The following is a 21,332-nucleotide window of genomic DNA, read 5'->3' on the forward strand; positions in this document are numbered from 1 at the left end:
TTTCAAAAGAAATTAAATAACCTGAGTCCATATAAATATAGAACTCAGGTTGCTTAGTGGCGCTTTTTAAATACTGTCTACTTGACAGGGGTCACTTCAATATACCGGGCTCTTTTAAACGGAAAAACCTAATATGTATTACCGTTTATTATTTATTAATAGTTGTGCGACTACGTTTATATGCAAAAGCACCACCAGCAAGCATTACAACGCCCAGTAATGTTAATAAATTATCACTACTTGAAGCACCTGTTTTAGGAAGAGGTTTTGTATCATTTACTTTTGTTAATGTGACTGGTGTTGGCGTGACTGATGTCGGTTGATCATTTACCTGATTTGAGTTTCGCCCTTTTGTATCAGGATTGTTGGCTCCATTTCCTTTATCATCACCATTGTTATTCCCACCTATATTCTTATCATCTTGTTTCTTACAATCTTTTTGTTCCACTTTTTCAATTGGTACTTGTTTTATAATTGTTTGATCTCCACGTTTTGCTGTAAATGTAACTTTTAAATCCTTTAAATCTTTCGTTGTTTCTCCAACAATTTGGAAATATAATGCATATCCTTCTCCAGCTCTCATTGCTTTAACTGGAACTGTTGCTGTGTTTCCATTCCATTTAATATCTAAGTTCATTGTTCCTTTATCAGTTCCACCTTGCAAAGAACCATCTTTTAGATAATCCGGAATTTCTCCTTGTGTATAATGATCTGGAATTGTTAATTTAATATCTTTTGGAACATCAATTTCCACATCAAAGCCCTTTAACTCATCCATTGTTAAGTTTTGAGTCGTTAATAAGAAATCTAATGTAAATTGGTTTTCCTTTAAATTCGGTACACAAGTTGTAGCTTTTGCCTTACCTTCAAAACGTAAATCTTTATTCATCTCGGAAAAATCAAGATTCGCACTTCCTTTAATTTTGCCAAGAGATTCATATCTACCATTATCAAGTAAATATAGTCCGATATCTTTATTTACTTCTTTTCCAGCTACATTTCCAAGCACAGGTATTTTCACATTTTTTGTAACAGTTTTTCCCGGTTCCATATCTGGCAATGGCAGTGCGATAGCTTCAGAACCATCCTCAAGTTCTAATTCTCCACCTAGCCCCTGAGGGATAGAAACACCAAGATATACACCACTTACCTTTTCTTTTGAATTATTCGTCACAGTTGCAGTGACATCTAATACATAAAGATTTTTTTGTGCATCCCATTTCGCTTTTCCTGTTACCTTCCCACTAAAATCAGCAGTAGAGATCTGATTTAAATCCTTAGCATCCTCTTTTGATTCTTTGGCTGAAGGTGTATTTGCCGGTTGTCCTGATGGATTTGCAGCTTCTGTTTTTTCTGGCTCACTCTTCACATTCGACTCGTTCTTTTGTTCTTTTTCAGCTTCTTTTACTGGTTCGACTTTCTTCTCTGGAGCAGGCTGTTGTTTTTGTAGGTCTGTCTTCTCTTGTTGTTGTACATCCTTCACTTCTTCTTTAGACTCTTCTTTCTTTACTTCCGTATTGCCTTGTTTCTGTTGTACTTTTTCTCCGCTTACTGTCGGATCCTTGATGTCATTTTGCTTTGTAGTTACCTTTTCTTGATTTTGCATCTGTGTTTCTTTTACAATTTCCTCAGGTGCCGCCAACGCCACAACAGGAGAAAAAGCTAAAAGTGATACAAGAGTTACGGCACTTACTTTCTTCAGCATACTAACACTCCTTATCTCATTTTTGTCCTAGTTTATAGATTTCATAGTTTCATTGAATAATAAAATACAAAGAATTCCATAAGCTAGATCACATATCCATTATAAGGAAATAAGCAGCCAGAAATAATTAATTTATCGAATAATGAGGCTTTTTAGGTTTCTTCTCACTCTTCCATGCTTTTCCTTCGTCAAACTTATGCCTTTATTTCCTTCCAAAATGTTAAAATTAAACCTCTTATCACCATTGAAAGTCCCTCTAAGTCGTTCTTAATCTTTATTGATACTTATCTGTTCGACAAAATAATAAAAGCCGCAACCTTATAGATTGCAGCTTTTATATATCTTCACTACGCCTTTATATCCTGCTTTTCTCGGAGTGTAAACTTCTTTTCGCTACGCTGCGCCATAAAGATATAACATAAAACGGCACCCACTTCACATAAAGCAATGACAATCCCCATAGGCAATGCGGTATGACTACCTCCAATACCTACTAAAGGTGCAACAAGCGCTCCAGAAATGAACTGTAATAAACCAAGTAGTGCTGAGGCTGTTCCTGCAGCCTGTTTTTGATTTCTCATCGCTAACGAAAAACCCGTTGTCGATACAATTCCAACACTTGATACAACAAGAAATAGTGAGCATAAAACACCAATCAATCCTGCTCCTAATAAAATCATCAAGAATAAGGAAATACCACCTACAGCTGCAATACCAATACCTGCTACAAATAATATTTTTTCACTTACTTTCCCTGCTAAACGACCAGTAACTTGGCTAGCAATGATAATACCTATACCGTTAATCGCAAAGAATAAACTAAATTCCTGCGGTGATGCCCCGTATATATTTTGCAAGACGAACGGTGAACCTGAAATATAAGCAAACATCGCAGCTGATACTAGCCCTTGTGATAAAGCATATCCCATAAATAAGCGATCCTTCAGCAACTTCCCATATGTCGCTAATGTCCCTGCTAAACCACCTGTTTCTCGCTCTTCAAGAGGCAAAGTTTCACGTAATACAAAAGTAGCAGATAGTAACATAAATACACTTATCGCTCCGAGAACGATAAAAACTCCACGCCATGATGTAAACTGCAATAACTGCCCTCCAATAATTGGAGCTAAAATAGGTGCTGCTCCGTTCACTAACATAAGCAGTGAGAAAAACTTCGTCATCTCAGAACCTGAATACATATCACGTACCATAGCACGGGATATAACAATCCCGGCTGAACCCGAAGCTCCTTGTAAAAATCGTAAGAGAACTAAACTCCAAATAGATGGTGCAACAGCGCAAAGTAAAGAAGATGCAACATAAATAATAAGAGCAATAATAAGAGGTTTGCGCCGTCCATAAATATCACTAATTGAACCAACAAATAATTGTCCAACCGATAGCCCTAGCAAACAAGCTGTTAAAGTAAGCTGAGCAAGAGAAGCACTCGTCTGTAAATCGTCTGTTAGCTTTGGTAATGAGGGCAAATACATATCAATTGATAATGGCCCAATTGCTGTAAGTGTCCCTAATACGAGAATCATCCATAACCTGTTTGTTTTTACAGGTTTATATACATCGTGATTAACTTCATTCACTTCCATCATTCACCCTTTCTGTTGTAAATATAAAATAACCATATAACTAAATCGTAACAATTATAGTTACATCATTAAAGATACGTCAAGTATATCGTACTTTCCTTTTAATAACATAAAAAAAAGCGATAGAATATCTATCGCTTTACTTTTTCAAGTTACCATTCATAAATTTAGATACAGAAGACATCGTTTCTCCCGTTTCTAAATATGTGATTTGAATTGGATCTCCCACCTCTGTAAACATAGCGTACGGGAATTTTTTCACAGGTATCATAAACACTTTTTGTTCATTTTCTAGCAGTACGTAAACAATCGTATTTTCACCTGACTTCTCTTTATACACACGTTGTACAATACCTTCTTTTTGTGCTTCTTTTCCACTTGAAGTTGGCCTGAACGAATCGCCACTTCCACTCAGCACATTTTTATAATTCTCAAGCGCTTCTTTTTGAGTTGAACCTGTCGCAAATACCTTTGCATTAGAAGCATATATAACGGTATGAGCGCGTACTAATCCTCCATCATCAATAACAGGGACAATCCAAGAAGGCTTGCCATATACATTATAAATAACAGGCATTGTTCCGTGCCATTTCTCTCTCTTAAAGGAATTATCTACTACTTCTGTAGCAGCTGAACCATCCATAATCCCTTTTACTTCTTTTCCATTATAGTAATACAGCTCCCCTGTACGCGCATCCACTAAGGAGTAACCTAAAGCAGAATCGACACCTTCTTTTGGTGAAGTGAAATCTGTAAAATAATACAGCTTCCCATCCTTTCCGAAGATTGGTGTTACCCCTTCCTTCGTTCCCCACTCAGTTGGAATTTTCACATCGCTTTGAGAGAACTTCGTATTCCAAAAACCGTGTATAAACTTACCGAAATACGTATTTAATGTTGATGCTGTTTCGTGATTTAATACACCATCAATAAACTTCGGTGCTTGCCCTTTATCGTATCTTTTCACGTCACCTGTTTGTGCGTCCACAACAACAACGCCTTTTACTTCAAATCCAGATCGCCCGGATATAAACTCACCATATGTCATTGTGTAATACGGCTTTCCTTTATCATCTACTTCAAACTTTGGTTTTCCTTTAAAGATAAGGTTTGGTTCCGCTTTTCGAACAACACGCTCCAATTTGTTACCGAAAAACATACTTGGTACATATTTCATTTTATAACCAAGATGTAATTTTGCTTCTGCATCAGGATTTGTACCCGACATCGTCACATAACCTGGAATTGTTTCGGCCTTACGAGATTTAAAGAATCCAGAAACTTCAATTGGTGCCACATATAAAGCTTCCCCATTTACCATTTGTGGCGTCAGTTCTCCTAATTCAAAATACGCTACTTTTGGAATATCACCAAACACCTTTTTCATCTTATTTTCTGCCGTTTTCGGAGGAACGGTAAACGGTTGATCATTTTCAGTAAATGGCTCTGAAATATTTTTTTCTACTTTTATAACAGAATCATATTTATTTTGCGAGATTACTATATCATGCAAGTAGCCAAAATAACCGTAAGATGCAAATAAAACGAGCATCAAGCTTCCTTTTAACGTAGCTTCTAACTTCCCTATTTTATTCTGCGAAAATAGAACAAACCCAATTAAAATTGCGATAACAACCGAATAATGCGTAAGAATCGAATCTACTCGATCATCAATCAGCCAGAGATATTCATAGATTGCAATACCAATCCAAAGCAAAATTGGAATAACTAAAATAGGTGCTACCTTTTTCTTTACAACTTTCTCCGATCCTTTTTTATCCACTGTACGAAGTGCCTTACCGCCCCTTGTCCAAGGAATCAAAAACAAAGTGAGAATGGCTAAAACTAAAAATTTAATCAAAGGCAATGTCTCCTTATAATGTGTCTTTCCTTTTATTATATCGAAAAAAGGATGAATAAGGCAAAATTGGAAATCAAACAGCCATATGCAACAAATTTCTTGTTTTATGTTAAAATTGGAAATAAATTTATGAAAAAGAAAGGAGTAATCATGGAATCCAATACAGTCCTTAACGATGAACTAGTAAAAAAACCTTCTATATTCAGCATGATCACATCACCCACACTACAATTTCAGAGAATGCGTACACAAAAGCCCATTCTCCTACCATTAATTATTATTTTGTTTTTAACAATTATTACAAGCGCCCTTTTTTCATATGTCACACTAAATAATCCAGTACTAAAACAAATGAATAACACTTCTGCTTTTCAAATTCCTACTTACATTAGCTTTTTAACTACTTTTGGTTTTGCTGCAGTTAGCGGAATTATATCTGTATTTTGCGCTCCTATTTTCTATAAAAACATCATGATATTTTTTGGAGTCGATACAACTTATAAAGAAGTACTGTGCGTTACGCTCTATTCCATATTCATTATGAAACTCGGTATGTTATTGAATGGAACCATCGCTGTTTTACTAGGGGATTATCAAATTTCTTATACAAGTTTAGCTCCTTTACTGACCGATAATCTCATCTTATATGCAATGGCCCAAAGAGTAGATGTATTCGCTATTTGGTACTATATCGTTTTAGGTATTGGATTATATGTTTTAACAGGATTACATAAGAAGAAAATTATGATACTCGTTATTGTGTTATTTATAATTACAACGACTTTAATGAGTATGGGTGGGATTATGCAGGAGATGACAAAACCACCAATGTAAAAAATGCCCTAAGAAAAGGGCATTTTTGCTGTTTATTTATTATTTTTCCCTATTACAATATCACTCACCATATACAAAACGGAAGCAATATAAAAAATGGTGCCAATCGTTAAGAAGTCCACTAAGTACCCTGTCACAATAACAGCTACTGCGCCACCAATTGAAGCCCACACATGATATTTTCCAATTTCATAACCTGCTTCCTTACTTTCCGTTTTTCGTGCATAAACCAACCTTTTGATTTCATATTGTATAAAAGTTGCCTCTCACATATCTCTCATAATCTATTCCATCAAAAACATCTATCTAGCAATAAAAAAGAAGGGATGGCTTACTTATGAATGAGAAGAATATAGAAAATTTACCCCATGGTGTAAAAAAGCTATTTCTGAATCAAATAAAAGATACTCGAGGATCGTTAATGGAGATTTATCGTATTCAATGGTCTGGCGATGTTCTACCAGCTGTACAGTGGAACGTTTCTATTAGCCATCCAGGTACATTTCGTGGTTTCCAGGTTCACTGGGAGCATTATGATCTACTTTGTGTTATATCAGGAAAACTACACCTTGGATTGCAAGATATGCGTCCTTGGTCTCCCACTTTCGAAATGGCAACTTTGACAATTCTTGATACTAGTGAGCCTACACTCGTATACATCCCACCAGGAGTGGGACACGGATTTTGGTTTGATAAAGAAACAACACATTTATCTGGTCTCACTCATTACTGGAATACTCGTGACGAATTAGTTTGTCGCTGGGATGATAGCCAAATTAAAATTCCGTGGCCTTTTATCAAACCTACATTAATGTCTGAAAAAGACCAGAAAGCAGGTACATTTGAACAAATGCAAGTAAATTTACTTACACATCTTTTTCCACCTACAATATAAAAATAAAGATTAGCTATTTACAAAATAGGAGGGAGAGAACATACATGAATAAGTATTCATATTCTAACCTACACGTCGGTGTAGTTGGATGTGGACAATGGGGTCGCTACATTCTACGTGATTTGAGACAATTAGGAGTTAAAACAAGTGTAGTTGCACGCTCTGTGGCAAGTCGAACCAATGCAACTGCTTACGGTGCAGATCAAATTGTAAACACTATCGATGCTCTAGATGAAACCATTGACGGTTATGTAATTTCAAGCATAGCCAGTGCTCACACAGAGAATATTCATGCCTTGCTACCACGACAGCGGCCTATATATGTAGAAAAGCCTTTGGGGACTAACCTAGATGAAGTGGAAACACTCGCAGTAGAATCAAAAGGGCTAGTTTATGTCATGCATAAATGGCGTTATCATCCAGGAATTAATGCTCTTGTAGCATTAGTTCAATCAAAACAATTAGGTAAAATTAAAGGGTTACGTCTTCAACGAACAAATTGGGGAAGACAGCATAAAGATGTAGATTGTGCTCTCCAACTTCTCCCTCACGATTTGTCAATTATCTTACATATTTTAGGTCACTTACCTTCAGTAGAAATGGTGATTCCTAACCCACTGGGGAAGAATCACTTTGGTTTTATCGTAACACTGGTTGATCAAAATAATGATATTCATGTTACATTAGATATCAATAATATTGCCCCTGGCAATGTACGCTCTATTGCAGTAGGTTTTGAGCAAGGTGTAGCTTCCTTAACTGATAGCTATGCAGAAGGGATTTCTGTTTGTCAACATGGAACAAACAATCCACCTGAGATTCATCCGATTTCGCAGGAAATGCCACTAATGCGGCAATTACAGGCCTTTTTAAATTATCTATATGGTGATTCTCCTCCATTGAGTTCGATTGAGGACGAACTATTAATTATGCGGCATATAACTGCAGTACAAAATAAACTTTATGGTATTAAGGCATGATAAATCCTATGTTCACAATATTAGTACCAACTTTTAATCATGGTTGTTTGCTTCGGCATGCGCTCAATAGCATCCTGCAACAAACGTACCAAGATTTTGAGGTCTTTATCATCTGTGATGGTGCTGTTGAAGAGGGACTTGAAATTGCCTGGCAATATGCTCGTAAAGATCAACGATTTCGTGTATTTGATCGACCTAAAGGGTTACGCAATGGGGAAGCCTACCGGCACGAGGCCTTGCAAAATGCAAAAGGACAATTTATATGTTATCTAAATGATGATGATTTATGGTTTCCTGATCATTTAGAACACATGAAGCAAGCACTAGCCAAAGCCGATTTTGTACACAGCCGTTATGTAGCTGTCATACACAAAGGTAGAATGAAAACAATTCGGAGCTCACTGGAGAACGATATGATTCGCAATCGTATGTTGACGGAATCATTTAATATTTTTGGTCCTACAATTGCCGGACATCGCTTAGAGACCTATCATCATCTCCCTGAAGGATGGAATCCTGGCCCAAAGGACGTGTGGAGTGACCTTCATATGTGGAGAAAATTTCTGCAGCTAGATGACATAACTTTCTACACTATACCAATTGTAACCGCACTGATTCTACCCTCCCCCTTCAGAACAACCATGACCTTACAAGAAAGAGAAGCAGAAACTTTATTTTGGACAAATAAAATCTGTTGTTCTTCTTTTCGGTCCACCCTTCAGGATGCATTCCCTATACTTCCAACTATATACAATTAACAACCACAAATAAAAGTATTTCATTTTTATTACGTGATATTCACTTAATGCCAGACACGAAACGCCCTCACCTGTTACATATTAGTGCACTGTAATTTCAATTGCTTCAGCATATTCTCTACTACCTTTGGATTCTATATTTGATGGATACTCATGCGTGCTTGAGCTTACGCCTCTTTATCTCAATCTTGTGTACGATGTGCTTCATCGCTCATGACAATTACATCGACTAATTTTCAAACAAAAAACAGGTACCCTACCTGTTTTTTTGTTTGAACCTATTATATTTTTTATTCAAATAAATGACATGCTACCTGATGATTTTTATCAATTTCAACCATATTCCCTAAATACATAACTCCAATGCGATCAGAAATATGTCTTACCATGGATAAATCCTGTGCAATAAATATGTCAATTTCGTTTCCTTTTGAATATCTTGCAACATATGTATAACTTGCTTTTCATCTCCCCCTCTTTATTTCCTGATTACTTTTTAAGGAAAGCATGATCCCACTCACCATATACAAAACGGAAGCAATATAAAAAATCGTACCAATCGTTAAGAAGTCTACTAAGTACCCTGTCGCAATAATAGCTACTGCGCCACCAATTGAAGTCCACACATGATATTTTCCAATTTCATAACCTGCTTCCTTACTTTTTACTTTCCGGGCAAGTGAAGTCTTTTCTGTATTTTTCTGCACAGCCCCTAAGCATCCCATTATAATTTGGAGAATGTAAACATGCCAAACTTCCGAGGCAATCGGAAAGCATAACATTAATAACGCCATGGACCAAGCATATACAATTAATAATTTTCTATCCCCGACTTGGTCAGAGATTTTTCCTACTAGTGGATATACTAGTGCTGAAGTTAACGTAAATAAACCATATGCCCAGCCAAACTGAGAGAAACTATCCCCGACATTTCGAAGCAGCAATATGTAAAAAGGAAATACCATGCTGCCGGCCATCATAATCATGCTTTGCGAAGCTACAAATCTTCTATATGTCATTCGCCGTACTCCTTATAAAATAAATTCACAAATCGTTCTTGTGGGTCTTTCTCTCTCTTTTTCTGAAAGAATTCTTCTATACGCGGATACGCCTCCCTAACCTGCTGCTTTGTTGGGTAAGAATAATACGGTAAATAATAACTACCTTCATGCTGTAAGGTAACATCTATCATCTTCTCTATCACAGCTTTTGTTTTCTTTATTTCACTCTCAGAACGCCCCTGATTAATAAGCAGGACAAGTGCAAACATATCATCTTTCGCATAGGATAAAACCGCATTTTCATTTTTCTCCACATAACGAATAGTAATATTAAGAAGGTTCAATTCTTCTTTGTTTAATACGTTTCGTAAATCATCTATATATTTCGCAAAGCGATCCATTGGTACAAAATATTCTTGTAAAACTTCTGTTCGATTTGGATTCTCGTATTCCATAAATGCACTATCTGAACGCATAACATTATTCCTGGTTTCATAGTTTCCATCTGTACGCTCAAAATAGTTCCTTTGTATATTCCAGAGCGTATTCTTTCCCCAATCACTATAACGTGATAATCCAAGAAAAAACTTTGGCGCAGCGATAATATTTTCTTCCTTTAATTTGCTATACTGCTCCCGCTGATTTTGGTTTTCTGCCAAGGCGTAATCCGTGACATACATCTCTCTTAAAAATGAATTTGGTGCTACAGAAATACGTGCTAAATGCATTCGGACATTCTCATCCTTTTTCACTTTCTCTTTAAAATATGCCGTGTATTCCTGGTAATCTAGCATCTTTGTATGCATTTGATATAATTCATCATCGGTTAAATTAAGTGTTACATCTAAAATTACCCCAAACAATCCGTAGCCCCCAATAACAAAGGGAAACAAATCTGCATTTTCATCTCTACTTACGTTCCGAACTGTACCATCTGCCATTAACAATCGAAACGACTTCACTGTATCAATCAACGCTTCATGCCGAATATCACGTCCGTGTACATTCACACTTAACGATCCGCCAACCGTAAAAATATTTTGAGACTGCATCACCCGAACTGCAAGACCATATGGATTTACCTTCTTGTGAATATCATTCCATGTCACACCACTTTGTACGCGGATTGTCTTCTCCTTTGGATTAAAATCTAATATTTTGTTATATCCCTTCATATCTAGTACTGTGCCATTTAGATAATACGTCTGTCCCCCTTGGCTATGTTGCATTCCTGCAATAGAAATCTTTTCATCCGTAGTATTAGCATCTCGAACTAATCTTTTTAATACCTGTTCGTCCTCTACATTTTCAACCCGTTTAATCTTTGTAGGAAGCAATCTGCCTACATCACTGATAACAGGATGAGCTAATTGTTTTGTATATGTATGTACAGATGCAGTTAACAAAACAGTATACGCAACAATTACCACTGCAGTCTTTCGTTTTTTCAAAGTACACTCCCCTTGTTCAATTTTTTGATATGAAACTTCCCCCTATTACCAGGAATTATTTTTATCCTTATATTGTACCTACTGTCTTATAAGAACACATCATAAAAAAGAGATGCCTTTTATATAAAAGCATCCCTTTTACCATTCTACTCAATGAGCTTGTTTATAAGAAAATATTTAATTGCTTGAAATCCATTTTAGTAATTATAGGGATGTTACTCTGATAGTTTAAAGTGTACTGTTATTAAAAAATCATTTACCTTTTTTCTCACTTTCTTTCTCAGTTTAAAAACTAAGCGATTACTATGTTCTTCATTTTCCACAAGAAGTTTATATGTTTCTAATATTGCTACTGCGCGAATGAAAATGTAGACACCAACAGCAATTAAAGCCACAAAAACCGGATAATAAGGTACTAAAACTCCTAAAGCTATATTTTTTCTTTCTAACAAAAATGGTATAGCAAATAAAATAAGCAGGCTCATTCCTACTGCAATATATTTAGAAATTTTTCGTTCATGCAACAAATATCCTTCTGCCATTTCTTTGCTTACATAATATCCTTGTTCATTTCCATAACTTTGTTCAACGGTATCTTGTAGCAGATAATCAACAAATACCCTAAAAATATTTCCGATCATTAGAAGTTTTTCAATTTGAACATATAAATACCCCTTTGGCTAATCATAACCAAAGGGGCAAAAGAGCGCGACTTTATTTCAAATCTACAATAAGATTATAAATTTTCCAATCCCCTACTCAACAGTAACAGATTTAGCTAAGTTACGTGGCTTATCAACATCACACTCGCGGTGAAGCGCTGCGTAGTATGAGATGAGTTGTAATGGAATAACTGCTACAAGCGGTGCTAATGCTTCGTGTACAGCTGGTAATATGAAGCTGTCACCTTCCATTTCTAAGCCTTTCATAGAGATGATACATGGGTTCGCTCCGCGTGCTACTACTTCTTTTACGTTACCACGAATTCCAAGGTTTACGTGCTCTTGTGTAGCAAGTGCGATAACTGGTGTACCTTGTTCAATTAACGCGATTGTACCGTGTTTTAATTCTCCACCAGCAAATCCTTCTGCTTGGATGTAAGAGATTTCTTTTAACTTTAACGCCCCTTCTAATCCTACGAAGAAGTCTACGCTACGTCCAATGAAGAAGCAGTTACGTGTTGTCGCTAAAAATTGTTTTGCAAGTGCATCCATTTCTTCTTTTTGATCACAAAGTACTACCATTGCATTTGCTACAAGTCCTAGTTCGTGTGTTAGATCAAAATCAAGAATTTCACCTTTTGCTTTTGCAATATCAGCTGCTAAGATTGAAAGCACTGCAAGCTGTGCTGTGTAAGCTTTTGTAGAAGCAACTGCAATCTCTGGTCCTGCATATAAAGGCAATGTGTAATCAGCTTCACGAGAAAGCGTAGATCCTGGTACGTTTGTAATTGTTAATGCTTTATGACCCATTTCATTTGTTTGCACAAGTACTGCACGACTATCTGCTGTTTCACCACTTTGTGAAATGTAAATGAAGAATGGTCTTTCTGTTAATAATGGCATGTTGTAAGAGAACTCACTTGCTACATGTACTTCTACAGGTACTTTTGCAAATTTCTCGATGAATTGCTTTCCAACAAGACCAGCATGGTAACTTGTTCCACATGCAATGATATAAATACGATCGCTATCTAAAATTGCATTACGGGTATCTTCATCTAGTTCAATTTCGCCATCTTCATTTTGATATTTTTGAATGATATTACGGATTACAAGTGGTTGCTCATCGATTTCTTTTAGCATGAAATGAGGATATGTTCCTTTTTCAATATCACTTGCATCTAATTCCGCTGTAAACGGTGCACGATCAATCGTTTCACCTTGTAAGTTTTTAATTGTAATACTTTCTTTTGTTACAATGACCATTTCTTTATCCATTAATTCGATAAATTGATCTGTAACCTGTAACATTGCCATTGCATCGCTTGCAACAACATTAAAGTTGTCACCAACACCTACCAATAGCGGGCTTTTGTTTTTAGCAACATAAATCATGTTTGGATTTTCAGCATCAAGTAATCCTATTGCATATGAACCATGTAAAATGGATAACGTTTGACGGAATGCATCTTCCACACTTAATCCTGTGTTTACTTGCTGTTCCATAAGCTGAACGATAACTTCGGTATCTGTTTCACTTACAAACGTCACATCTTGCAAATATTCTTTCTTCACTAATTCATAGTTCTCAATTACTCCATTATGAACAAGCGTAAAGCGTTGTGATGTACTTTGATGCGGATGTGCGTTTACAGTGCTTGGAACACCATGTGTAGCCCAGCGTGTGTGACCGATTCCCACGCTTGCCGCTACGTTCTCATCTACGATTTCACGAAGTTTTGCAATACGGCCTTTTTCTTTGTATACAACAATACCGTTCTCTGCTTGTACTGCAATACCCGCTGAATCATATCCGCGGTATTCTAGCTTCTCTAAACCTTTTAATAAAATTTCCTTTGCATCTTGCTCTCCAATAAATCCTACGATTCCACACATGTTTAGTCGCCGTTACAAATGCTTACATTGCTCTGCGAACATGTAACGACATAGTCCGATCCCATTATTTACATATAAAAAACGGATTACATATTGCTAGCCCTGCAAGTCTGTAACGGCTTTCACCTTCCTCTCGATTGGGTTTCAGTCCGTATATACTTATACAGCTAGTATTCATCCGTTCCTTTTCTCTCATCACGCTTCTACCTTTGTCCACTGAGTCACCTCAGCGTTTTAAGCAAAAGCTTTCGGTTGTGATGAACAACCGGGAGTCATCCGCCGAAATCTCGATAAAACTCCTCCTCGTCAACTACACAAATTGTAGTTCTGGCGCTTTTATAATTCATTTATTTACTTTGAGAAAAAGAACAAGACCATCTTATAACAAACAACATAAACCGTCAATGAAAATTTTTCATTGTCTATAAAACATATGAAAAAGGAGCACACTTTGTGCTCCTTTTTCATATAAAACCAGCGAATTATTCAGCTCCAACTTCAGCTTTCACAACTTCTACAATACGGTGTACATAACCATCACAAATCTCTTGTGTTGGCGCTTCTGCCATTACGCGAATAAGTGGTTCTGTTCCAGAAGGACGAACAAGAATACGTCCATCTCCGTTCATTTCTTCTTCTACCACACGAATAATTTCTTTAATTTTTTCATTTTCTAATGCTAGCTTTTTATCTGTCACACGAACATTCACTAACAATTGTGGGAACTTTGTCATTTCATTCGCAAGTTCAGACAATGGCTTCTTCGTCATTTTCATAATATTTACAAGTTGCAGCGCACTTAACATTCCATCACCTGTTGTGATGTAATCAAGTAAGATAATATGACCAGATTGTTCGCCACCAAGATTGTAACCACCACGTTTCATTTCTTCCATTACGTAGCGATCACCAACTGCTGTTTTATTACTTGTAATACCGTTTGCTTCAAGCGCTTTGTAGAATCCTAAATTACTCATAACTGTTGAAACAACTGTATTATGTTTTAACTGTCCAGTTTCTTTCATGTACTTCGCACAAATGTACATAATTTGATCGCCATCAACGATGTTTCCTTTTTCATCTACTGCGATTAAACGGTCTCCATCGCCATCAAAAGCAAGTCCAATATCTGCACCTTTTTCTTTTACCAATTCTGCTAAAACTTCTGGATGTGTAGAACCAACACCATCATTAATATTCATACCGTTTGGTGATGTTCCCATTGTAGAAATATCAGCTTCTAAATCCGCAAATAAATACGGAGCTAATGAAGATGTTGCACCATGTGCACAGTCTAAAGCAATATGTAAACCTGAGAAATCTTCTTCTACAGTTTGTTTAATGTATTGCAAGTATTTTTGTCCACCTTCAAAGTAATCATTTACTTGTCCAAGATCTGTTCCTGATGGACGTGGTAATTCATCTACTTCTTTATCTAATAATGCTTCAATTTCTGCTTCTTGCTCATCAGTTAATTTAAATCCATCAGAACCGAAGAATTTAATTCCGTTATCTTGTACTGGATTATGAGATGCTGAAATCATAACACCTGCTTGTGCATCTAATGCTTTTGTTAAATAAGCAACTCCAGGCGTTGAGATAACTCCAAGGCGCATAACTTCTGCTCCAGTTGATAATAGACCTGCTACTAAAGCACCTTCTAACATATGACCAGATACACGTGTATCACGACCGATAATCACTTTTGGACGCTCTGTATCTTTTGTTAATACATATCCTCCAAAACGTCCAATTTTAAACGCTAATTCAGGTGTCAATTCTTTATTTGCGACACCACGCACACCATCTGTACCAAAATATTTACCCATTGCTATTCGCTCCTTTTTCTTGCTCTTTTTGTTTTTGTTTTTGATTTTGATTTTGATTTTGATTTTGATTTTGATTTTGATTTTCTTTCTCTTTTTCTACTTCATTCTCTTTGCTTGGTTCTTTAGGATTCTCTGTTTGATTTTCTTTTTCTTCTTGCTCTTTATCTTTTGGTGGATCTGGCTGCTCTGGTTTCCCTTGTACTTCTTTATCTGGTTTTTCTTTATTTACAAGGGTTACCTTCGCACTTTTTTGCTTTGTATCTATTGAAACATTTTTCAGATCGCTAAGCTGAATTGGAATATCGTGCGTTCCAGAAGATACGTCTTGTAGATTAATTACTGCTGTTATTTGTGCTGCTGTTATTTTATCTACTATACTTGCTTCTCCTGAAACTTCAACGCTTATCGTCCCACTTTGCGGAGAGAGAAGTTGTAAAGTAAACTCATCTGAAAGCCCCTTTTTTTGTATAGAAATACCATCTATAGTTTTCTTTTTCGTCTGCTTTTGCTTCTGCACTTCGACAGAAACCTTCACTTGACTTGGGCTTACATTTACTACATCCTTCGGCAATAAAACAGAGGCATCGAATGTTGTAGAGTCCGTGATTTTACTAAGATCTACTTCGACGCCCTCTATGGACTTTATATTATCCAAAACATCTTTTGGACCTGATATTTTCACTTCATTTGGTTCCACACCGATGTTTGTAACAACTAATCCTTCTGGCACACTTCCTTTTTTCACATAAGTTAGTGGCACAGTTTTTTCAATATTGTTTGTCGCAGTTTGATTTGAGACTGGAATGGTAACATTTATTTTAGACGGTGTTGTTTGTAAATCTAATTTTCGGCCCTCTTCATCATACAGCACAATTTCTGCTGTCTTTGTTACTGTTTTTGTTATTCCTTTCAAATCAATATATGCTCGAACACGTGAAACTTTTGCTAGTTCTTCTTCTATACCAATAACTTCAACTGTTCCCGGTTTGATAGTTGGCTTTTCAACCATACTACCCTGCATTTGATTTTCATTTGAATACTTCACTTCTACAGGAAATGATTTTTTCGTCTTCCTTTGAATCGTAACTTTAACTTTCGCCGGTTGAACGGTTGCTTTTAAATTATTTTCCATCCCGGTATATTTTAAAGGAACATCATATGTTCCTGAAGAATACCCACGTAAATCTAGAGATACGCCAAACTCCCGTTGCGACCTTGCTGCAGTAATTACATTTTTCGGTCCTTCCAATTTTACTTTTACATACTTTGGAATACCACTTACAATATATTTATCTTCATCATAGTTTACTGCTACTACAATGTTAGATACTGTTTCTGTTATATCACCTGTCGGAAAAGGAGATGCGCTCTTATCTCCTGTCGGATTTTTGTCCGATAAACTTGTTGACATATACAGCATTAACGCCAATAGTAATGAAATTCCTTTTAAAAACCAATGGTTCTCCATTAACTTATCCATGACGCTTTCTCCTCCAATTCCAATTCCATAAAGATGAAGAAGATGTCTTCACATTTCCACTGAACTCTGCTAAGAGTAGTTTTTTCAACTGTTCGACTTTTAAATCACGATGTAATTCTCCATTTTTAGTTAAAGAAATTTGGCCTGTTTCTTCTGATACAACTACCGTAATGCTATCAGTTACTTCACTAACTCCCATCGCAGCTCGGTGACGCGTTCCTAACTCTTTTGATATGAATGGGCTTTCCGATAATGGCAAATAACAAGCGGCAGCTTTAATTGTATTCCCTTGCATAATAACCGCCCCATCATGAAGGGGGGTATTAGGGATAAAAATATTAATAAGCAGTTCAGATGAAACAGTTGCATTTAATGGGATTCCTGTTTCTACATAATCTCCCATACCTGTTTCTCTTGATAACGTAATGAGTGCTCCAATACGTCTTTTGCCCATATATTCAGTTGCCTTTGCTACAGCATTTGCAACAATTTCATGCTCTTCTTCTTCCTGACCAATTGCACGAGAGAACAAACTCCCCCGCCCTAACTGCTCAAGCGCTCGTCTAAGCTCTGGTTGGAAAATAATGATTATCGCTAAAAATCCCCAAGTTAACGCTTGATCTGTGAGCCACTGCAATGTATGCAGTTCAAATAGATAACTTAATATCCGAACAACAATAATAACTGTAATCCCTTTCAAAAGTTGAACAGCTTTTGTACCACGGATTACAAGAATTAGCTTATATATAACAAACCACACGACGGCGATATCTAATATGATACTGAGATATTTCAAAAAGTTCATATCTCCAAAAGGCATGCTAACCCTTCCTCCTACTTACGAGCAAATTTATCCATATACTGAAATATTATTTTCATGCTCTATCTGTATGTATTTACAACAACTAGTTAATTATACCATACATGAAAGAAACGACAATTACAAACACCATCCCTCCCTTGGTGAAAATTGGTAAGATGTCGAACTTTTTTACAAAAGCACGTAATCTAATTCATTATTATACGCTTATTTTAAAATAAAAAAAGCAGCATTTAAGCTGCTTTTCTTACATTTATTTTAGTTTTTCACCGAATAAAGAACCCATTAAGACAACAGCCGTTGTTGCTGTTCTATTTTTCTCATCTAAAATTGGATTTACTTCAACAAACTCAGCAGATGTAATAATATCAGCTTCCGCCAACATTTCCATCGCTAAGTGGCTTTCACGATACGATAATCCACCAGTTACAGGTGTTCCAACCCCTGGTGCATCATGTGGATCCAGACCATCTAAATCTAATGATAGATGCACACCATCTGTATGTGATAAATATGCAATGGTTTCTTCCATAACAGCTGTCATACCCATGCGGTCAATTTCATGCATTGTAAATACTTTAATTCCCTCATTACGAATGAATTCTTTTTCACCCTCATCTAATGCACGTGCACCAATAATAACAACATTTTCTTTCTTCACCTTCGGATACGATTCATATAAATTAACTAGCGAAGAATGTCCATAACCTAAGCTTGCAGCAAGTGACATACCATGGATGTTTCCAGACGGTGATGTTTCTTCCGTATTTAAATCTCCATGTGCATCATACCAAATAACACCTAAATTTTTATAATGCTTGGCTACTCCTGCAAGTGTCCCAATCGCAATACTATGATCACCACCTAGTACAAGTGGAAAACGACCTTTTTCTATAATATGATCAACCTTACTCGCTAATTCATCACACACATTTGCAACTTGTGTAAGGTTTCTTAATTTCGTATTTTCATCTATTTCCTGTTCCCTTTCAATACATAAGTCTCCGATATCTTCTACGTCATACCCAATTTGCTCTATTCTTTCAATTACTCCCGCATAACGAATCGCACTTGGTCCCATATCAACTCCGCGACGCATTTGTCCTAAGTCCATTGGAACTCCAACGATTGAAATTTCTTTCTTCATAGATAGTATCCCCCTTTTATGCCTTCACTAAATATTTTAAATCTTTTATATAGTCTGACTCAACTCGACATTTTTCTGTATGTATATACACCTTATTCACTCATATTTATATATAATTCCACATTCCCAACCAATTTTTTGTATAAAGTGAAGCTATTTTAATAAACCACACTCTACTTTTATTAGTAAACCTTAAAATAAAAAACATCTCTAAACTTAGAGACGTTTTCCCAATGCTACCTTCCACACTGCCGCAATATTTCTCGCAGTTATTTCAATATTTTCTTCTGCTGATGTATATGCCTCTTCTAATGTCATTGGACTTGATATGGCACCGAATACAGCATCTATTCCCTCTTTATAAACTGGTATATGGTTAGGGAGGACAGAGCCCCCAATAGCGATAACTGGTATATGACATTTTTTTGCACGTCTGGCAACACCCACTGGAGCCTTTCCATAAGCTGTTTGTTCATCTATTCTTCCCTCACCTGTCAGAACAAGATCCGCTCCCTTTATATGTTCATCAAAATCTGTATAGTCTAATACAATTTCAATTCCTTTTCTTAGCTCTCCATGTAATACCGCAATAACAGCTGCACCTAAACCTCCCGCTGCACCCGCTCCTGGAATTTCTTTTACATCAATATGTACTTCTTCTTTTAATATATCAGCATAATGTTTTAAGTTTTCATCTAATTGTGCCATCATTTCTATATCCGCTCCCTTTTGTTTACCAAATACAAAAGATGCTCCTTTTTGTCCAATTAACGGATTATCTACATCACATGCCGCTTCCAATTTTATATATACCAAACGAGGATCTAATTGTGATAGATTTAAAGACTCAATGGCGTTTAAATTTCCACCGACAGGCTCTATTACTTCCCCATTCTTCTTTAAAAACTGTACACCTAAAGCAGAGAGCATTCCAGCCCCGCCATCGTTCGTAGCACTTCCTCCCAGTCCTAAAATGATGTGCCTCACACCTTGGTCCAATGCATGTAGTATAAGCTCCCCTGTGCCCCTTGTTGTTGTTATAAATGGATTTCGTTTTTCAGTTGGTACATGATGCAATCCCGATGCTGCCGCCATTTCAATGAATGCTGTCCTCTTATCTTGAGAAATACCGTAAAATGCCTCTACACCTTCTCCAAGTGGACCAGTTACATGAAGCCGGATAATCGCTCCATCCGTAGCATCAACAAGAGACTGAACAGTACCTTCTCCTCCATCTGCAATGGGGATCTTTACATATTCAGCTTCAGGAAAAACCTCAGCAAATCCCTTTTCAATAGTCTCACATACCTTTAACGCTTGTAAGCTCTCTTTATAAGAATCAGATGCAATGATAATTTTCATCAACTATCCCTCCATTACTGCTATCCAAATTCATTCCATTTAGAATAAAAAACTTCTTTCTATCTTTTTATTCTAAATGAAATAAATCACAGCACCAAAAATTAATATCCAAAATTTACACCTTACATTCATATAAAGTGAAACTTTAATTAGCGAAGGGCCTGGATAAACAAAAAACCTTACATCTATAGATGTAAGGTTTTTTCCTCTTTATAATGGAGCCTAGCGGGATCGAACCGCTGACCTCCTGCGTGCAAGGCAGGCGCTCTCCCAGCTGAGCTAAGGCCCCGAAGTAAAAAAGCGGAAGACGGGATTCGAACCCGCGACCCCAACCTTGGCAAGGTTGTATTCTACCACTGAACTACTTCCGCGAAAATGGTGAGCCATGAAGGATTCGAACCTTCGACCCTCTGATTAAAAGTCAGATGCTCTACCAACTGAGCTAATGGCTCGTAAATGGCTGGGCTAGCTGGATTCCAGCGCATGACGGAGTCAAAGTCCGTTGCCTTACCGCTTGGCTATAGCCCATTAATATTTACTAGTATGCTTGTCTTATCAAAAAAATAAACCTCTATCAGGTTATTTTTTGAAAAATGGTGGAGGGGGGCAGATTCGAACTGCCGAACCCGAAGGAGCGGATTTACAGTCCGCCGCGTTTAGCCACTTCGCTACCCCTCCGACATTATAAATTATATGGTGGAGGATGACGGGATCGAACCGCCGACCCCCTGCTTGTAAGGCAGGTGCTCTCCCAGCTGAGCTAATCCTCCAAAAGTGGTGACCCGTACGGGATTCGAACCCGTGTTACCGCCGTGAAAGGGCGGTGTCTTAACCACTTGACCAACGGGCCAAAAAAATGTAACGCTGTTCACAAGCTTCCAACCGGGCTTGAACCGGTGACCTCTTCCTTACCATGGAAGTGCTCTACCAGCTGAGCTATGGAAGCATAATGGCTCCGCAGGTAGGAATCGAACCTACGACCGATCGGTTAACAGCCGATAGCTCTACCGCTGAGCTACTGCGGAATAATATTAGCCTGGCAACGTC

General features: G+C 37.1%; 15 protein-coding genes, 9 tRNA genes and 4 pseudogenes. 4 read left to right on the forward strand and 24 right to left on the reverse strand.

All coding sequences use genetic code 11. The features are described 5' to 3' along the window. Window positions 1–148 precede the first annotated feature (148 nt). The 3 genes from AZF08_RS18810 to AZF08_RS18820 all read right to left on the reverse strand — a co-directional run bounded on the left by AZF08_RS18810 (window position 149) and on the right by AZF08_RS18820 (window position 5,167). On the reverse strand, window positions 149–1,705 hold the full coding sequence (locus AZF08_RS18810) for an LPXTG cell wall anchor domain-containing protein (RefSeq protein ID WP_033679019.1): 1,557 nt from the start codon (window positions 1,703–1,705) through the stop codon (window positions 149–151). A 347-nt stretch (window positions 1,706–2,052) separates the two neighbouring features. Beyond that, complete coding sequence (locus AZF08_RS18815; protein ID WP_033679020.1) at window positions 2,053–3,312, reverse strand: multidrug effflux MFS transporter; 1,260 nt, start codon at window positions 3,310–3,312, stop codon at window positions 2,053–2,055. Between the two features lie 136 nt (window positions 3,313–3,448). Beyond that, the gene (locus AZF08_RS18820) at window positions 3,449–5,167 is read right to left on the reverse strand and encodes a DUF3981 domain-containing protein (RefSeq protein ID WP_033679024.1); all 1,719 of its coding nucleotides are present in this window, start codon (window positions 5,165–5,167) and stop codon (window positions 3,449–3,451) included. A 153-nt stretch (window positions 5,168–5,320) separates the two neighbouring features. Here AZF08_RS18820 and AZF08_RS18825 point away from each other — a divergent pair, with 153 nt between their 5' ends. Next, entirely contained in the window at window positions 5,321–6,004 is a 684-nt protein-coding gene (locus tag AZF08_RS18825) for a Yip1 family protein (RefSeq protein ID WP_033679025.1), read from the forward strand. 32 nt (window positions 6,005–6,036) lie between these two features. On the opposite strand, the pseudogene AZF08_RS18830 reads toward AZF08_RS18825, so the two are convergent. Next, window positions 6,037–6,231 (reverse strand): annotated as a pseudogene (locus AZF08_RS18830) (MFS transporter); the annotation flags it as partial. Between the two features lie 110 nt (window positions 6,232–6,341). Between AZF08_RS18830 and AZF08_RS18835 the strand changes: the two are divergent. Genes AZF08_RS18835 through AZF08_RS28995 form a run of 3 tightly spaced genes read left to right on the forward strand, consistent with a single transcriptional unit; the run spans window position 6,342 to window position 8,637 of the window. Then, complete coding sequence (locus AZF08_RS18835) at window positions 6,342–6,899, forward strand: dTDP-4-dehydrorhamnose 3,5-epimerase family protein (RefSeq protein ID WP_033679021.1); 558 nt, start codon at window positions 6,342–6,344, stop codon at window positions 6,897–6,899. A gap of 44 nt (window positions 6,900–6,943) precedes the next feature. Next, a complete protein-coding gene (locus AZF08_RS18840) occupies window positions 6,944–7,879 on the forward strand; it encodes a Gfo/Idh/MocA family protein (protein WP_033679022.1) in 936 nt (311 codons plus the stop codon). Then, entirely contained in the window at window positions 7,876–8,637 is a 762-nt protein-coding gene (locus AZF08_RS28995; RefSeq protein ID WP_200875244.1) for a glycosyltransferase family 2 protein, read from the forward strand. Before AZF08_RS18840 ends, AZF08_RS28995 begins: the two co-directional genes overlap by 4 nt. Window positions 8,638–8,966: 329 nt before the next feature. On the opposite strand, the pseudogene AZF08_RS31410 reads toward AZF08_RS28995, so the two are convergent. The 20 genes and pseudogenes from AZF08_RS31410 to AZF08_RS18935 all read right to left on the reverse strand — a co-directional run. Continuing rightward, window positions 8,967–9,103 (reverse strand): annotated as a pseudogene (locus AZF08_RS31410) (peptide ABC transporter substrate-binding protein); the annotation flags it as partial. Next, window positions 9,102–9,656: an MFS transporter gene (locus AZF08_RS18850; protein WP_063177342.1), complete on the reverse strand. Its 555-nt coding sequence runs from the start codon at window positions 9,654–9,656 to the stop codon at window positions 9,102–9,104. The pseudogene AZF08_RS31410 and the gene AZF08_RS18850, both read right to left, overlap by 2 nt. After that, a complete protein-coding gene (locus AZF08_RS18855; RefSeq protein WP_033679131.1) occupies window positions 9,653–11,089 on the reverse strand; it encodes an FAD-binding oxidoreductase in 1,437 nt (478 codons plus the stop codon). Before AZF08_RS18855 ends, AZF08_RS18850 begins: the two co-directional genes overlap by 4 nt. A 215-nt stretch (window positions 11,090–11,304) precedes the next feature. Then, window positions 11,305–11,763, reverse strand: a pseudogene (locus AZF08_RS18860) (hypothetical protein); the annotation flags it as partial. 81 nt (window positions 11,764–11,844) lie between these two features. Then, the gene (gene glmS / locus AZF08_RS18865; protein WP_033679132.1) at window positions 11,845–13,647 is read right to left on the reverse strand and encodes a glutamine--fructose-6-phosphate transaminase (isomerizing); all 1,803 of its coding nucleotides are present in this window, start codon (window positions 13,645–13,647) and stop codon (window positions 11,845–11,847) included. Between the two features lie 12 nt (window positions 13,648–13,659). Then, window positions 13,660–13,843 (reverse strand): annotated as a pseudogene (locus tag AZF08_RS32025) (hypothetical protein). 286 nt (window positions 13,844–14,129) lie between these two features. Continuing rightward, complete coding sequence (glmM, locus tag AZF08_RS18870) at window positions 14,130–15,476, reverse strand: phosphoglucosamine mutase (protein ID WP_033679133.1); 1,347 nt, start codon at window positions 15,474–15,476, stop codon at window positions 14,130–14,132. Continuing rightward, entirely contained in the window at window positions 15,469–16,956 is a 1,488-nt protein-coding gene (locus AZF08_RS18875; RefSeq protein WP_063177343.1) for a CdaR family protein, read from the reverse strand. Before AZF08_RS18875 ends, glmM begins: the two co-directional genes overlap by 8 nt. Then, window positions 16,949–17,776, reverse strand: coding sequence for a diadenylate cyclase CdaA (gene cdaA / locus AZF08_RS18880; RefSeq protein ID WP_033679195.1), 828 nt, complete (start codon window positions 17,774–17,776; stop codon window positions 16,949–16,951). Before cdaA ends, AZF08_RS18875 begins: the two co-directional genes overlap by 8 nt. 253 nt (window positions 17,777–18,029) lie before the next feature. After that, window positions 18,030–18,923: an arginase gene (rocF, locus tag AZF08_RS18885; RefSeq protein WP_033679194.1), complete on the reverse strand. Its 894-nt coding sequence runs from the start codon at window positions 18,921–18,923 to the stop codon at window positions 18,030–18,032. A gap of 216 nt (window positions 18,924–19,139) precedes the next feature. Then, a complete protein-coding gene (locus AZF08_RS18890; RefSeq protein WP_033679193.1) occupies window positions 19,140–20,285 on the reverse strand; it encodes a glycerate kinase in 1,146 nt (381 codons plus the stop codon). Window positions 20,286–20,501: 216 nt separating this feature from the next. Then, window positions 20,502–20,574: transfer RNA gene (locus tag AZF08_RS18895), tRNA-Ala, on the reverse strand. Between the two features lie 10 nt (window positions 20,575–20,584). Then, a tRNA-Gly gene (locus AZF08_RS18900) sits at window positions 20,585–20,656 on the reverse strand. 5 nt (window positions 20,657–20,661) lie between these two features. Continuing rightward, window positions 20,662–20,737, reverse strand: a tRNA-Lys gene (locus AZF08_RS18905). A 5-nt stretch (window positions 20,738–20,742) separates the two neighbouring features. Further along, a tRNA-Gln gene (locus tag AZF08_RS18910) sits at window positions 20,743–20,813 on the reverse strand. A gap of 66 nt (window positions 20,814–20,879) precedes the next feature. Beyond that, window positions 20,880–20,963 (reverse strand) — tRNA-Tyr (locus tag AZF08_RS18915). Between the two features lie 16 nt (window positions 20,964–20,979). After that, a tRNA-Val gene (locus AZF08_RS18920) sits at window positions 20,980–21,055 on the reverse strand. A gap of 5 nt (window positions 21,056–21,060) precedes the next feature. After that, window positions 21,061–21,135 (reverse strand) — tRNA-Glu (locus AZF08_RS18925). A gap of 23 nt (window positions 21,136–21,158) precedes the next feature. Beyond that, window positions 21,159–21,231 (reverse strand) — tRNA-Thr (locus AZF08_RS18930). Window positions 21,232–21,235: 4 nt separating this feature from the next. Next, a tRNA-Asn gene (locus tag AZF08_RS18935) sits at window positions 21,236–21,310 on the reverse strand. Window positions 21,311–21,332: the final 22 nt, after the last annotated feature.

The organism is Bacillus gaemokensis (assembly GCF_001590835.1).
Lineage (GTDB): Bacteria > Bacillota > Bacilli > Bacillales > Bacillaceae_G > Bacillus_A > Bacillus_A gaemokensis.

Coding starts and splice junctions, on each gene's coding strand:
- AZF08_RS18875 (WP_063177343.1), bottom strand. CDS start 16,956: ATGGATAAGTTAATGGAGAACCATTGGTTTTTAAAAGGAATTTCATTA.
- glmM (WP_033679133.1), bottom strand. CDS start 15,476: ATGGGTAAATATTTTGGTACAGATGGTGTGCGTGGTGTCGCAAATAAA.
- cdaA (WP_033679195.1), bottom strand. CDS start 17,776: ATGCCTTTTGGAGATATGAACTTTTTGAAATATCTCAGTATCATATTA.
- AZF08_RS18825 (WP_033679025.1), top strand. CDS start 5,321: ATGGAATCCAATACAGTCCTTAACGATGAACTAGTAAAAAAACCTTCT.
- glmS (WP_033679132.1), bottom strand. CDS start 13,647: ATGTGTGGAATCGTAGGATTTATTGGAGAGCAAGATGCAAAGGAAATT.
- AZF08_RS18810 (WP_033679019.1), bottom strand. CDS start 1,705: ATGCTGAAGAAAGTAAGTGCCGTAACTCTTGTATCACTTTTAGCTTTT.
- AZF08_RS18840 (WP_033679022.1), top strand. CDS start 6,944: ATGAATAAGTATTCATATTCTAACCTACACGTCGGTGTAGTTGGATGT.
- AZF08_RS18890 (WP_033679193.1), bottom strand. CDS start 20,285: ATGAAAATTATCATTGCATCTGATTCTTATAAAGAGAGCTTACAAGCG.
- AZF08_RS28995 (WP_200875244.1), top strand. CDS start 7,876: ATGATAAATCCTATGTTCACAATATTAGTACCAACTTTTAATCATGGT.
- AZF08_RS18835 (WP_033679021.1), top strand. CDS start 6,342: ATGAATGAGAAGAATATAGAAAATTTACCCCATGGTGTAAAAAAGCTA.
- rocF (WP_033679194.1), bottom strand. CDS start 18,923: ATGAAGAAAGAAATTTCAATCGTTGGAGTTCCAATGGACTTAGGACAA.
- AZF08_RS18815 (WP_033679020.1), bottom strand. CDS start 3,312: ATGATGGAAGTGAATGAAGTTAATCACGATGTATATAAACCTGTAAAA.
- AZF08_RS18850 (WP_063177342.1), bottom strand. CDS start 9,656: ATGACATATAGAAGATTTGTAGCTTCGCAAAGCATGATTATGATGGCC.